Here is a 13,452-nt window from a genome sequence, read left to right on the forward strand (position 1 = left end):
CATCGGCGGACGTACTGTCGTCACACGGTCGGGGCCGATAGCAAGGAGTCGACCATGAAGCATGCGGGTATGCGCGTCATCGCCGCCACCGCGATCGCATTGACTGTCGCGACGGCTGTGCCTGCCACGGCAGCCGCCGAAATAACCGCCGAGCCGGTTGCCTCGGCGGTGGATCTGCCCCCGGGAGTTGTCGACTCGGTACGGGGCGCGATCGCCAGCGTATTGTTCTTCGGCATCGTCGGTTTGTGCTTGGTCCGTGTCCTCCCACCGGACCAGTGCCATTTCTTCTGAGGCAGCAGCTGAGCGGTCAGCCATGTGGTGCGTCGCTGATAGCGTTCCAGGACACCGGGAACCTGTTCACGGAAGGTTTTCCGGCACGACGGGGTCGGGCACCGCAGACGGCGGACACGCACACGGACGACCACTGGTCGGCCGTCCAACGGCAGGTCGGTCACCGTCCGATCGTGATACCCGTGGACACTGGCCGACCACGCGCCGAAGCCAGGGCAGGCGGTGGCAGAATCCGAAGCCCTCGCCCGAACCACGACTCGACCCGACTCCACCACCGCATCCTCGACTATCAACGGGTACAAACCCGAAAACACCGCGCCCACAGGACATTGACAACACCCACGAACCGGTGGTTCTACCCGCCGCCGCTGCCGCTTACGGGATGAGATCGAGCACGGCTGATCCGGTGTCGAAATCCGTGGGGGCCGAGGTGTGGTGGTGGACGACGAGCCATCGGCCGTCGATCTTGCGGTAGCAGGTGGTGGAGCGGAACCAGAAGTCGGCTGCTCGGCCGTCGTTGTAGTTTCCGGTCATACGGTTGAGGGAGTGGCTGAACGCCACGTCGCCCCCGATCGCGATATTCAGATCGTGGATCTCTTGGTCGATCGGACCGTCGAACGCGGCAAAGGTGTCGTGCCAGGGTTCGAGGTAACTTTCGATGCCGATATAGCGAAGCGGCGGCAGGATGTCGAAGGAAACGATATCTTCGGCGTGGGTTGCGACGATACGAGCCACCGACTTCTCGCGGAATGCCTGGACCCACTCGTCGATGATGTGGCGGATCGCTGCTTCGTCTCGGCTGCTGATCATTTCGGCCCCTGTCGGTCGGTACTGCAGCGTGGCGCAGGTGGCGCACAGGCACTGCGACGGCAGGATGCCGCCCTTCGTAGTGTCTTACCGGGGATCGGCGCTGCCAAGTACGCACATTCCGCTGGGTTACATACCGGTAGGTAAGTAACCCAGCGCCACGCGGGTGCATGCGCAATCGAAGTGAGCTATATCATTTTTGGTCACGATGGTGGGGAAGGGCAACCGCGACGCGGCTCAGTCATCGCCTTCCCCCCTGATGCACCTGCGAGGTTCGTATCCGCGACACTTCGTAGAGGAGTTCTCATTCGCCACGGTTCGGGTGGCGTCGGATTACACGCGCTTGGACCGCAAGATCGCTGTGGTACGGCGAAGTTGTCATGCGAGGCTCACTCGCAAGGAGGTGGATGACGTGTTCTCGATGGTCGTGGGCTCCGTTTCGCGCGGGTGCCGCGCCGTGCGGATGGCCGTCTTCGAAGCCTTTCGCGCGGCACTTGGGACGGTGCCGCGGCGAGAGCGTTGGAGGATTCGATGGAGCGGCGGATACTGCCCCACGCCGGACGATCCCCTGTGTGTGGAGTACGGCGCGGTGGCTGTTCTTCCGGGTACGCCGGCTCGGCTGCTGGTCAGCGAGCAGTGGACGACGGCGGTGGCAGGCCTGCTGAAAAGCGACAACGCCTTCGTGTACGACGCAGGTGATGGTACGAGGATCGCGAACCCGGTCATGTTCAGATCCCGCATCGACACACCCCGGATCGAGTTGACGCACTGGAGCGGAGACATATTCGCGGTGCTCAACACCTTCCATGGCGTGCTCTGCCGGAATTTCGGCGCGGACGGACGGGATGGCCGCTCTCATTGGATTTTTCGCGAGGGTCTTGCGGACGACTTCTCGGTCGGCGTACTGGACGCACGCCCCGTCGTGGCGGTAGCGCACTACAGCGACGCCTTCGATCATCTGTGGATCTCGGTTTTCGACCTGGTGACCGGGCAGCCGGTGGGCGAACCATGGGATCTGGGGGCGACGCACGAGTGGACCTCCAACGTCGGATCCGATCCCGTTCGGATGGGCCGCTGGTATGGGAGACCGATCGTCGGGGCGCTGAACTGGGGGCTGTGGCTGTACGCCTGGGACGGGGCGTCCGCGTGGTTCGTTGTGCCGAAGGACGACTGCGCCTGCTGCGAGCACGCGTTGGTGGCCCTGGACGATGCCGCGGGGCCCTCTCTGGCTGTGATCCGCGAGCACGACAGCGTGGTCCGCTGTTACACCGGGACCGCGGATCTCGGCAACAACGAGATGCTCGCACCGTACGGTGATCCGATTATGGGCGCGCCGGGCCGGGTCATCGGCGGGCGGCTGGGACGATGGCGGAGCCGTCCCGCGCTGGCTTTGCGTACCGAGGCCGGCGTCTCCCTGTGGAACCTCGCCGACAACGAGTGGGTCTGTCACGTCCCGATCACCGACTCCGTGCACGACGTGGCGTTCGCGCCGGACGGCTCGCTCGCCGCCATCGCGGAGTCAGGACCACTGGTGATCGATGTCGAGTGATTCGTGCGCCTCGGTCAACTCCGCAAGGTGCTCGGCGCGAATGTGACCGGGCTGACCTATCTCGATCGGCGCGACCGCCTGCAGACGGTCGCGCTGGACACCGCTCCGGTGCAGACCCCGCCGTACTGGGTGGGCGCGCCCGCCGACCGGTTGCTCGCCGCGGCAAGGGACAATGGGCGGGAGGGCAGCTTGTAGCCAGGGTTTGAGATCGACCAGTTGACCGTTCTCCAGTTGTCATCTCTGAATCGCGACGGGCTTCTGAAGATCCACGGGGAGAGCAGCCTCCGGGGCTGAAGCAAGATGTTGCTTGCCAGGCACTGGAGTGAGTAACCCTTTGCTATCTGCTTGGTCGACAGCCGACATGGATGATTGAATACTCCTGCACCGCCGTTGCCGGAGTTCTCCGTTTCAGTGAATCGTTCACGGTCGAGTAGTCTGCGCAAGGCGCGTGGCGCCGCCCGTTGTATGAGCAATGAAGGTAATCGGCATCGGATGACCTTGCATCACACTGTATCCGCTCGGCCGAAGTTGCGCCTCGGAGTCGATTGCCGCCGGACCGAGTTCGACGGGGTCGGCAGGTTCACTTCTCTACTTGTCGACTCGATCGCGAAATTCTTGCCGGAAGTTCAGCTGGTCCTGTTCGGCGATCCGGCCGACCTCCGTCGTTATACCGAGTCATGCGTGGTAGTACCTTATTCCGCCGCTCTCATCTCTGTGCGCGGGTTCGTCGAATTCCCTGCCCTGGCCGCCATGCATGGGATAGACGTATTCCTGGCGCCGCAGTACCATAAACCTCCGGGTCTGAGATGTCCTCAAATTCGCGTACTGCACGATGCGTACCCGATGCGTGATGACTATCATGGTCCGTCTGCGACTGCCTTCGAGCAGCGCATCGGATCAGCCGAACTCGTCGAGCTCGCCGCGTTTCTCGACCTGCCGCTCGACGGCTGCACACCGAGGGAAATCGTAAAGCGCCTCTATGAACTGAGCGTAGCGTGCGCTACGAGGCTCGTCACGGTTTCGCAGTTCTCCCGAGACGATCTTTTGCGTTTCTTCCCCTCTGTCGCGAATCGGCTTTCTGTCGTCCCTCTTTATTCCGCTGACCACCGGAGTGGGACGGGCGGGTACGGGTCCGGCGCGGAGCACATTGTCATGCATGTCGGAGTATGTCGCGGCCGATCTATCCGATGCGTGCGACCGCCTAGGCGATCTGCTCGACGATTCGGGCCGGCGCGCCGAGTTGTCGCAGCGTGGGTTGCGCCGGGCGGCAGATTACAGTGCGTTACGCACAGCGGCTGCCGTCAGGGAAGTGCTGCAACTGATTTGATCTGCTCGACCAACCGGAGATCAGGGATGCGATGCCATCGTGTACGGAAGGAACCGCGCGTCGCGATATGGGTCCGGCGGGATCGGAAGCGTCGCGTATCGAATCACTTCGCGATCGGCAAGCCAACGCAAATGCGTGTCCAGTCGATGCACAAGATTGGCCGGTGCGCCGGGGATCGAGACGGCGGCCCGGATCGTGGTCACGCGTTCGCGTACGGATGCCCAGTCCCTGCGCTGGACATCGACCAGGAGCAGCAGGTCCAGTGCCGCGAGTGTGCGATGCGGTGGCATACCCGCCGCCGCCATCTCGATTCGGTACACGGCTTCGTCGAATTGGGGGTGAGTTCCGACCGCCTGCCCACGTCCTTGCTGCCGGAATTCGGTAAGGGCGACTTCGACTCGGCGACGGTCCACAACGAATCCGGTCTCGGCCGTCCCGTCGTTGTTCGCGTACTGTAGGTCGCGCAAATTCCGAAGTGCTTGCTTGGCGTGCTCGGTCGAGCGGGAGCTGTCGCGTTGCAGTTCGATCGCGACCAATCGCGCCACCCGGTCGTACACGTGGATCGCTCGATCGTTGTCGTCGGGGAACTCGACACGGGCGAACGAATCGACTTGGCGACGTTGTGCGATCCGAGCCGCGTCGGTGTACCCGTGGATCTGCATCATGTGGATCAGAACACTCGAGGCCTTCCAGGCGCGGTAGTCGGAGGGCCCGCCTACCTGGAGTGCGAGCGCACGCCATGCCGCGGCGCTCTCGAATGCCTGAAGGTTCTCGGCATCGCGGAGGGCGTTGGATATGATCTCCAGAGCTTGAAGTCGGTGAATCGCAGGTATATCCGGATTTCGCACGACTTCGAGTGCGTTGTTCGCGAGCAGTGGAACGAACTCCCGGTCGCGGTTACTCCATGCCCTGGCGAGCTCACCGACCGCGACGTCCGGATCGGTGGAAAGCCGATAGGGGACAACGACCATCTTCTTCTGTGCCTGATCGGCTACGAAACGGTCCGGGCGGAGCGGCTGGCTTCTGATCACATTCACGCGGTCGGCGACAATGTCATAGGCGCGCTTGCGTACCCAGCGCTTGGACCCGACGCGACGCACCCGGGGGCCGCCGAGCCGGTCCGCAGCGAAGGAGCGGATCGCCTCGAGCTCCTCCGGCGCGGCCTCTTCGGCGGCGAGATGCCTGGACAGGCGAGCCAAGTGGACGACAGTGTCGATGTTCTCGTCGATGTGGCCGCCCGGCGGGGGTGTCTGCTTCTGAAGAAGCTGCTCGGCAAAGTGGTTGGCGATGATTCGGTCCACATCGACAATCCATTGCCGGACGGTGCGGGTCGAGACGCCGTACGTGGCGGCGAGATCTGCCTGGCCGGGAGCGTCCACCGCAAGTCGGGCGGCGGCCGCCCATACCGCCTTCTGCGCGGGCGTGATCAGCTCGGCGGCACAGGCTCGGCCGAGAATTTCGCCCACGGTGTGGCGGATCCGAGCAGTCCGCTCGGCGGATCCGCTGCCGAGCCAGGCCGGGCACGGCTTGCCGCGGCGAGTGGACGACAGCCGGGATCGCAACCACTGGCGCAGATCGGCGATGTGCTCGGGCGTCAGTTCGGTCGTCGCCATGCTGCCCTGCTTCCGCTTTGTGCTACGCGGCGCCGCGAGGGGCGGATTCGGGCGAGTGAGTCGCACATAGTCGATTCACGGCCTTCGCCACTACGGGCCGACGGAACAGAAAGGAATTCGGTGTCCATCTTCGACAGGTCATCCGACCGGATCCGCCGCGTCCGGTTCGTCGTAGGAATGTCCATCCTCGGCGGTATGACCATCTTCTCGCTCATCAGTAACAGCTCCGATCGACTGCAGGTATGCGAAAGCACGCAAACTGCCCACGTGGAGCCCGCGGTCTCTTGCCGGCCGCTGAAGTCCCGGGATCCGGCGGTCCTCTTCGCGGCGTCGGCCGCCGCGATATTGCTGGCACACGAAACCAGGGGGCTGCAGCTCCCCGGCGCCGGGGTGCTGCAGCCGTTGATGCCGAACTGCCCGGTGTGCAGTAGGAGGAAGATTCGGGGGTGATCTGATCCGGTAAGTCGATCGGCGGGAGCAGGCGTCGTGCAACGGCGCCTGCTCCGGCCAGTTGTCATGGGAGTCACCGGCGCTCCTGGTACGAGGAGTATTCGCCGCCGCCGAGTACTCCGGAATAGTCGGCGGGCATGGAGGCGGCCCGCCGGCCGAGCCGCAGCGCCTGATCGAGATTGATGTAGACCCCGGCGCCTTGTCGGCCTGTGCTGATCAGTCCTGAGCCGAATCGAGCCATCTCGGCGTCGAATTCTTCGAGCAGGCCGCGAGTGGCTTCGAAGTTCGCGTACGCGTTGTGCAACGTGTCGAAGCCGAGCAGTTCGTACTCGCCGCCGTAGATGATCGACAGATCACGGTGCACCTGAGCGGTGTAGTCGGGCACCTGGCCCGACGGGACCGTGTACTCCAAGCCGATGAGTCCGGGCGGGCACGCCAACCCCTTCCAAGCGCCGTAGTTCTGGAAACGATTGGCGCGAACGCCGACGTCATGGGTGTACAGCCATTGATAGTTCTCCCACATTCGGGGCAACGACGACACCCGGACCAGCGCGACGATCAGGTCTCGTCGGATCGCATTGCGCGCGAGTCGCGCGCTGAGCGATGTCAGGCCGATGCACGAGGCGAGGTCCTCCGGAGGCGCCGTGGAGATGACCCTGCGGGCCGTGATGGTTATCGGTCCGCCCGGTCCCAGGACATCGACCGACAGCTCTCCGGAATTCGCTTTCCCGATCGCGACCGGTTGGGAATCGAACAGCAGATTCGCCCCCGCGAGAGATTCGGCGAAGCGAGACCAGAGCCGCCCGAGTCCCCCCTCGGGGTACAGGAAATGATCGGCTTCCGTCGGAGCAGGGTGCCGGTTCGGCCGAGGCAGCGCGGCCTTCAGTACTTCACGCAGCGGCGGTACCGCGATTCGTTGCGCGGCCCACGCAGCCGGGATGTCCGTCGGCTCGACACCGAAGACCTTGCGAGCATGGGGATCCATCAGCGCATCGGTGAGATAGTCCCCGTAGCGATTGGTCACCCAGGCAGATAGCGAGTCCTCGTCACGCAGTGGCCGAACCCGGCGGCGCGCCATGGAGGCCGCTGCCCTGAGCCGGGTGCCCAGGGGTGTCACCTGCGCGAACTGTCTCCATTCGACGGGGTAGGCGATCACCCGCCCACGCCTGAGTATGCCGCTGCGGCGGCCGACCCTGTGCAGCGGCAACCGGCCCAGCCCTTCAGCCAATTCGGACCATGCGCGACGTTGGCGCGCTGTGGTCGCGAGTAAGCGATGCCCGCCGGGATCGACTTCGAACCCGGCGATTTCGGCCGAACGGGCCAGGCCACCAACCGTTCCGGTTCGTTCCACGATCGTGACGACGAGTCCCGCGCGCACACAGTCGGCGGCCGCCGCCAGGCCGGTCGGCCCTGCGCCGATCACGAGCACATCGGAATCGGGCATCGAGGTGCGCGCGCTCACGCGGTGACCCGGGTCTGGGCGGCCGGATCTCCGCCGAAGCGCCGATCGCGGGACGCGAACTGGTCGATGACGAGATCCAGATGAATGTCGGAGAACTCCGGCCAGTACTCGTTCACGAATGTCAATTCACTGAAGGCGACCTGGGGCGGAATGAAACCACTGAGGCGGTGCTCGCCTCCGGTTCGGACAACGAGATCGACCGGCGGAATATGTCCGAGGCAGGCTGCTTGCGGCACATCCGTATACCCTGATTCCCCGCCGTAGTTGACGAAGAAAGCAACGTGGTCCGTATTCTCGGTCGAAGCATGGCGGCACAAGTCCGATAGTTGCCGAGCCTCGGCTCGCAGCGGCGGCGGAAATTCGCTCGAGTCGATTTCTCCGACAAGGTGCGGGGTGGCCTTCGTGGCCTCTGCCCACTCCCGGAAGAATTTCGTCAGCAGTTGCAGAAGATGCTCGACCTCCGCACTGCTGCGTCGCATATTGGCCGACGACAGGAGATAGTACGAGCGCCAGGGAATTCCGCGTCGCTGGCATGCCGTGTCGATGGTGAGTACATTGCTGTAGCCCGCATCGTGCCCGGTCGAGGGGGGAAGATCGCGATCTCGGGCCCAACGCCGATTACCGTCGACGATGAATGCGATATGCCGAGGGTTCCTGGAGGTCGATTGCACGGGCGGCCTAACTATCGAAGTTCACATACGAGTTCGATACTCGCAAAAGTTGAACTTGCCGAACAGATCGAAAATCGACCGGGAAGTTCGTGCGTCGAGCAAGATCTTGCGTGCTAGGCCGATCGCGGAATGGGCAGGCAGGCGGGAGGTTTTCGGTGGATTCGGGTCAGCAGTGACGGCTCACTCCGATCCCACGTCATAGATGACCAATCCGGCGGTAATGAGCAGGCCGCGCGGGTGTCGGCCCGATGCGGGGTTCGGGGTGGTCGCGAGCATTGCCTTCGACAGGGGGCGAGTACGTGAGCGGCGCCGACGGCAGTCCGGTCAGCGTAGGCAGAAGCTGATCGATGCGGTGGGTACGCCTGGTTTGTTTGCGACCGTTGCCGGGTAAGCACCTGCTTGGCTCGCGGTTTCGACGAGCCCGCGTTCTGAGTTGGTGTGGGAAGTGAAACGCCCGTGCATGGTGCGGACCTTCTTTCGGTAGCTGAGCGGGTGTGCACCCGCGAATGGTTCGACCGGCCCGACGACAAAGGGAGCGTCAGATGACCGAACCCGGTTCCACCGATCTCAAGAAGCGGCATCGCGCCATGTGGGCACTGGGCGACTATTCGGCCGTCGCCACCGAAGTCATCCCGGGGCTCGGCCGGCGTCTGGTCGAGGCTTGCCGTATCGGCCCGGGGCAACGTGTGCTGGACATCGCGGCCGGATCCGGGAACGCGGCGATCCCGGCCGCGGAGGCCGGTGCGGACGTCGTGGCGAGCGATCTCACGCCGGAGTTGTTCGAGGCGGGTCGGCGGATCGCCGCCGCAAGGGGCGTCGACCTGCAATGGCAGGAAGCCGACGCCGAGGCATTGCCCTACGCCGATGCCGAGTTCGACGCCGTGATCTCGTGTGTAGGCGTCATGTTCGCGCCGTTCCACCAGGCGGCCGCCGACGAGGTGGTGCGCGTGGCCAAACCGGGCGGCACGATCGGACTGATCAGCTGGACGCCCACCGGATTCATCGGGCAGATGTTCGCCGCCATGAAACCGTTCGCTCCGCCGCCCCCGCCCGGCGCGCAGCCGCCCCCGCAGTGGGGCGACGAAACGCATGTCCGGTCCCTGTTGGGTGATCGCGTCGCCGACTTGGAGCTACGGCGCGAGAACGCGGTCATCGACCGTTTCGCCGACGCCACCGAGTTCCGCGACTTCTTCAAGACCTACTACGGACCGACGGTCGCGGTGTACAAGGCCATTGCGGGGGATCCCGACAAGATCGCGCAGTTGGACCGCGCACTCGCGGAGCTCGCGGCCCGCCACGATGTGGGCAACGGGCGAATGGAATGGGAGTACCTTTTGGTCACCGCACGCCGGTCGGCCTGAGCGGAGCAATTGGCTTCAGCGCTCGATGACAGGCCTCGTGCTCGTGGCGACGGGGTTTCCACCGGGATCCCAGGCCAGCGCCCATTGTGCGTTGTGCGGCGATGCTCGTCGTGCTTCAGCCTCCGCTCAAGGGGTTAGCGGAAGGCAGGGGCAGCGCCCTGAGCGAAGGCGATGACGCTAGGGGCCACGGTGTCGTGCTTGCTGGTGGCCGCTCGCGGTAGGCAGGCGAGCGCGGCCATCAGGAGGCGGAGACGGGGTGATGGCGAGTCGGATCGTACTGCTCGAAATAGGTCTCACCCACGGCGAACATTCCGCGTTGGGGCAGCCAGAAGTCACCCAATCTGGTCTGCTCGGCCAGTGGCCCGGGAGGACCGATGTCGCTGCCATCGATCCGGGCACTGCTGGTTTCGACGGTCCACAGCATCCGAGGATTGGCCAGGAACCACTGACCGTTCGGGGAGGTGCCGCGCAACCGCACCCGCCCGACGCCCAGCGCAGGCCCCGCGACCCGCGACATGAGCGACAAGACGGCAGGACTTCGCCATAGAGCGGCGGGCATCATGCGACCGAGACCCGTCATCACTACCGTCGCCGCCGATCGTCCCAGCTCGAGATCCCACACGATCCGGTCGCGCACCTGCACTGTGAGCGCGGAGGGACCCGTCCAGGTCACCGAGATGTCTTCCACTCGCGCGTCTTCGAGCGCCGAGCCGAAGTAGCGGGCGCAACTGGTCGCCGGGGAGACGCTGCTGTAGATCACCCACTTGCCTGCGGGGTCTCGATGCCACACCGCGTCGTATCCGGCACCGACCGAACTGGCCGGGAAATGCCGCAGCGCCAAGTAGTGGCCGCTGGCGAAGGGCATCCCCATCACCCCGTAGCCGGAGAATCGCTCCTCTCGCGCACCCGGTGGGAGCGCTATGTCGATTTCTGCGATCGATCGTGGGCTGTCGGTCATCGCCAGCCTCCTCGCGGAGTGGACTCGTAGCGATCATCTTACGGCCGGGGAGGGGCGGACGGCTGAGACTCGACTCGCGACCGGCAGAAAGCCTGGCTGGCGAGACGGCGTGCTGTTGTCACCGGCCCGCTACGCCGACGCGTCAGCGGTCATCTTTGACGGCCAGGTCCACGACCTGCTCACCATCTGGGGATATCACAGGCTGGTCGGGCCGCGGGGCAGCCTCATGATCGGCGGTGTCGATCCAGTAACGCCGTGCCGGACCGAGCTCAGTGTCCAGGATGCGCTCGAGGACGCCGCCTCGGCGCTCGATGGTCTTCGCCGAGGCGATGTTGTCGGCCGCGCAGACGATCAGCACCCGGTCCATTCCGAGGTTCCCGGCCTCGTCGAGCATCCGGCCGAGGGCCCAGGTGGCCAGCCCGCGCCGACGCGCGGACGGCCGGATGCCGTAGCCGATGTGGCCGGCCCACCGCACGAAGTCGTCGAACCCGTGCCGCAGCGCGATCCCGCCGAGTACTCGGTCGCCCTCGACGATCCATCGATAGGTGCAACGCGCCCGGGTCGCTTCGACCGCCGCCACCCCCGATTCGGCAGCCAACCGGGCCACCCAGGCCGCGAAACCGGTCGGCGAGTCGACCTCGTCGGAGGGCCGCAGCCCGAAGCCGTCCTCGTGCCGGCCGGGACCCCACTCGGCGTGCGCCTCGAGCCAGGCGGCGTGCAGACGCGTAGTAGGAGCGATCAGAGCGGGCATATCGCGACGATACCGATTCGGGCTGAACTCCGACCGCATCGCGGCAGTCGGCGCGAAACGGAGGCCGGTGGCCGATACCGGCGGGCAGACGGTGGCGATTGTCGTGAGCGGGGCGATCGACCAGCGCGGCGCGCCTGCCCGGAGTCGGCGCCGTCCTTTGGAAGTATTCGGTTCGTGTCGGATTGGGTGGAAGTGACCCTCGATCGTGAGTCGCTGAACGCCGGCGACGATTCACGGCCGCACGGCCAGCGCTGGATGTTTCCGGCCGCGTCCACGATCTATGAATTGGTGATCTGGATTGCTTCGCATTACCTGCCCCGAATACCCGGCGTCCACCACTGGGAGCTTTACATAGATTCGGACAACACCCACGACGGTTGGATCTGCACAGGAAGCATGGGTTGGCCCTTCTGGGGGTGCCCCCTCGGTGTCCTGTACATGCATACTCACGATGTGGGACCTATCGGGGACCTGGAAGACCGTGTAACCCTGTACCTTTCGGGAGATTGGAAATTGGGGGGTCTCGCCCGCACGTCGCGCCTGAAAGTGACAGCCGCATATACCTATAGAGACCCCGCAGAACCGATGAAGGTCAGCAAGATTCTCGAAAGCCGATCCTTCGAGGGCGGCAGGCCCATCCGGGTGGACTAGTGCCGCGCCCAGAATGGTGATGCCGTAACTGCCCGGCGCTGTTCCCGTGGGCCCCAGTCGAAGTCGATCCGCAACCGCCGAACCGAGGACATTCGAGAACGTCCTTCCTCAGCGACCTGACACACCACCGACTGCTGACATGATGAACGCTATGCGTTTCACCGTGCCCACCATCGTGTTGATGATGGCGGCAGTCCTGCTGACTGGATGTTCGCTCTATCCGAAAGGGCCCGATCAGGCCGAGCGTGACAGCTGGTCGGAGGTGATCGAGACGGCCATCGAGGCCCTTCCGGGAGTGGCCGACGCGTCACATGCGTTCCAGTATCACCCGTACGGCCCCAACTCGTACTACACATCCCGACTCGACGTGCAGCTCGAGGACGGCGCCACACCAGCCGAGACCGCGTCTGTCGTGCGTGTCATGGGCGCTCAGCAACTGCCGCCGCACTATCAAGGCGACTCGACCTCGGTCAAAATCCACCGGATGACAGACTCCTATTTCGCGGGCTGGCGGTTCGGGCGGGACGTGGACGTGGAAGCGAACGCGGCATACACCTGGACCCGAGTGTCATCGGCCGATACCGGTGCGGAGATTCACTGGGCCACCCACGGCTTCAAGCCCACCGGAGACGCGGACGGACTGACCGAATACATCAGTGTCCGAGCGGGCTCCGAGGCCGAACCCCAGCGTGCCACCGCGGCGATGCGCCGAATCATCCAGGACTTCCCGGAACTGGCATCCAACGACTGGACAGTGTCCCCCATTCATGGGGAGAGCATGTCTGAGCACTACTCGAGACTGGAACCGAGATTGACCCACTCGGATCGCCGCCCCCGCTTCCCCTCCAACGGCGAACTCGAATTGTGGGAGTGGTTCCTGACCGACCAACCCACCCCGGCCATCGTCGAGGTGTCGGTATTCGACCCGCCCGCGACAGCAGGCCGCACACTGGGCGTCACGGTATTCCCGCCCGTCGGAGAGAAATTCAGCGCTGCGCAGGCGACACAACTCGCCGACCGGCATCTTCGCTACTTATCCCAGCGCGGTGGCGTGGTCGACTACAGGATCACGACGCGCAACGGCCCCGGTCTCGCCGTCCTTGTCGGCGGCTGCCCAGAATCCGGGCGCGAGGTTGCACCGGAGTCGGAGCCCTTCGCGCGTCAGTATCAACGCTGCTAGTGCCCTGTCAGGCTGATGCCGAGCCGAGGCCGTCACCACCACGGCCCGCTGCATCCGGATCGGCTGTTTGCTGCGCCGCGCGATCTGGGCCGGCTTGCGGCTCTCTTCGGGCGTCACCGCCCTGACGAACACATCTGGCTTGCGAGCCACCGGCATCACCTCCACCGGCGGCATCACCGCTCACCCGTCGATGATCAACCCGCCACCCTGAGCCGCGGGGTTACAGCATCAACCTTCCCGGACGAGGCACTAGGTGTTGCGGGTCGTGACGTTGGTGACGGCTGGGCAGGGGTGAGTTGAAGGGGGACGGGTCTTCCAGCGGCAGGATGGAAAACGCCAATCCTCCGTCCGTTCGACTGGAAAGACCCGTCCGTGACCCAC

Annotated in this window: 14 protein-coding genes and 1 pseudogene; 8 read left to right on the forward strand and 7 right to left on the reverse strand. The window is 64.8% G+C overall.

The window, feature by feature from the left end; all coding sequences use genetic code 11:
• Positions 1-69: 69 nt before the first annotated feature.
• Entirely contained in the window at positions 70-291 is a 222-nt protein-coding gene (locus IU450_RS22075; RefSeq protein WP_195151662.1) for a hypothetical protein, read from the forward strand.
• A 5-nt stretch (positions 292-296) separates the two neighbouring features.
• On the opposite strand, the pseudogene IU450_RS39860 reads toward IU450_RS22075, so the two are convergent.
• Together IU450_RS39860 and IU450_RS22085 are read right to left on the reverse strand one after the other, a co-directional pair.
• A pseudogene (locus IU450_RS39860) lies at positions 297-614 on the reverse strand (transposase family protein); the annotation flags it as partial.
• A 52-nt stretch (positions 615-666) separates the two neighbouring features.
• Complete coding sequence (locus IU450_RS22085) at positions 667-1,101, reverse strand: YybH family protein (RefSeq protein ID WP_195151616.1); 435 nt, start codon at positions 1,099-1,101, stop codon at positions 667-669.
• Between the two features lie 586 nt (positions 1,102-1,687).
• Between IU450_RS22085 and IU450_RS22090 the strand changes: the two genes are divergently transcribed.
• The 3 genes from IU450_RS22090 (at position 1,688) to IU450_RS22100 (ending at position 3,974) form a co-directional block, all read left to right on the forward strand.
• Positions 1,688-2,647 carry a hypothetical protein gene (locus tag IU450_RS22090; protein WP_195151617.1) on the forward strand — a complete coding sequence of 320 codons (960 nt, stop codon included), beginning with the start codon at positions 1,688-1,690 and terminating at the stop codon, positions 2,645-2,647.
• 3 nt (positions 2,648-2,650) lie between these two features.
• Entirely contained in the window at positions 2,651-2,842 is a 192-nt protein-coding gene (locus IU450_RS22095; RefSeq protein WP_195151618.1) for a hypothetical protein, read from the forward strand.
• A 961-nt stretch (positions 2,843-3,803) separates the two neighbouring features.
• A complete protein-coding gene (locus IU450_RS22100; RefSeq protein WP_195151619.1) occupies positions 3,804-3,974 on the forward strand; it encodes a hypothetical protein in 171 nt (56 codons plus the stop codon).
• A gap of 20 nt (positions 3,975-3,994) precedes the next feature.
• On the opposite strand, the gene IU450_RS22105 is transcribed toward IU450_RS22100, so the two are convergent.
• Positions 3,995-5,587 (reverse strand): hypothetical protein, encoded by a 1,593-nt coding sequence (locus IU450_RS22105; RefSeq protein ID WP_195151620.1) that lies wholly within the window; start codon positions 5,585-5,587, stop codon positions 3,995-3,997.
• A gap of 120 nt (positions 5,588-5,707) precedes the next feature.
• Here IU450_RS22105 and IU450_RS22110 point away from each other — a divergent pair, with 120 nt between their 5' ends.
• Positions 5,708-6,037, forward strand: a complete 330-nt coding sequence (locus tag IU450_RS22110; RefSeq protein WP_195151621.1) for a hypothetical protein — start codon at positions 5,708-5,710, stop codon at positions 6,035-6,037.
• Positions 6,038-6,110: 73 nt separating this feature from the next.
• Here IU450_RS22110 and IU450_RS22115 read toward each other — a convergent pair whose 3' ends face one another.
• Both IU450_RS22115 and IU450_RS22120 read right to left on the reverse strand, forming a co-directional pair.
• Positions 6,111-7,499, reverse strand: coding sequence for a protoporphyrinogen/coproporphyrinogen oxidase (locus tag IU450_RS22115; protein WP_195151622.1), 1,389 nt, complete (start codon positions 7,497-7,499; stop codon positions 6,111-6,113).
• Entirely contained in the window at positions 7,496-8,170 is a 675-nt protein-coding gene (locus IU450_RS22120) for an undecaprenyl diphosphate synthase family protein (RefSeq protein ID WP_195151623.1), read from the reverse strand. The genes IU450_RS22115 and IU450_RS22120 overlap by 4 nt, the downstream gene beginning before the upstream one ends.
• Before the next feature lie 542 nt (positions 8,171-8,712).
• Here IU450_RS22120 and IU450_RS22125 point away from each other — a divergent pair.
• A complete protein-coding gene (locus IU450_RS22125; RefSeq protein WP_195151624.1) occupies positions 8,713-9,531 on the forward strand; it encodes a class I SAM-dependent methyltransferase in 819 nt (272 codons plus the stop codon).
• A 238-nt stretch (positions 9,532-9,769) separates the two neighbouring features.
• Here IU450_RS22125 and IU450_RS22130 read toward each other — a convergent pair whose 3' ends face one another.
• Both IU450_RS22130 and IU450_RS22135 read right to left on the reverse strand, forming a co-directional pair.
• Complete coding sequence (locus IU450_RS22130) at positions 9,770-10,489, reverse strand: hypothetical protein (RefSeq protein WP_195151625.1); 720 nt, start codon at positions 10,487-10,489, stop codon at positions 9,770-9,772.
• Positions 10,490-10,631: 142 nt separating this feature from the next.
• A complete protein-coding gene (locus IU450_RS22135; protein ID WP_195151626.1) occupies positions 10,632-11,240 on the reverse strand; it encodes a GNAT family N-acetyltransferase in 609 nt (202 codons plus the stop codon).
• A 174-nt stretch (positions 11,241-11,414) separates the two neighbouring features.
• On the opposite strand from IU450_RS22135, the gene IU450_RS22140 reads away from it, so the two are divergent.
• Together IU450_RS22140 and IU450_RS22145 are read left to right on the forward strand one after the other, a co-directional pair.
• Positions 11,415-11,891: a hypothetical protein gene (locus tag IU450_RS22140; protein WP_195151627.1), complete on the forward strand. Its 477-nt coding sequence runs from the start codon at positions 11,415-11,417 to the stop codon at positions 11,889-11,891.
• A 151-nt stretch (positions 11,892-12,042) separates the two neighbouring features.
• Entirely contained in the window at positions 12,043-13,071 is a 1,029-nt protein-coding gene (locus tag IU450_RS22145; RefSeq protein ID WP_195151628.1) for a hypothetical protein, read from the forward strand.
• The last annotated feature ends 381 nt before the right edge of the window (positions 13,072-13,452 follow it).

Source organism: Nocardia abscessus, assembly GCF_015477775.1.
GTDB lineage: Bacteria > Actinomycetota > Actinomycetes > Mycobacteriales > Mycobacteriaceae > Nocardia > Nocardia abscessus_A.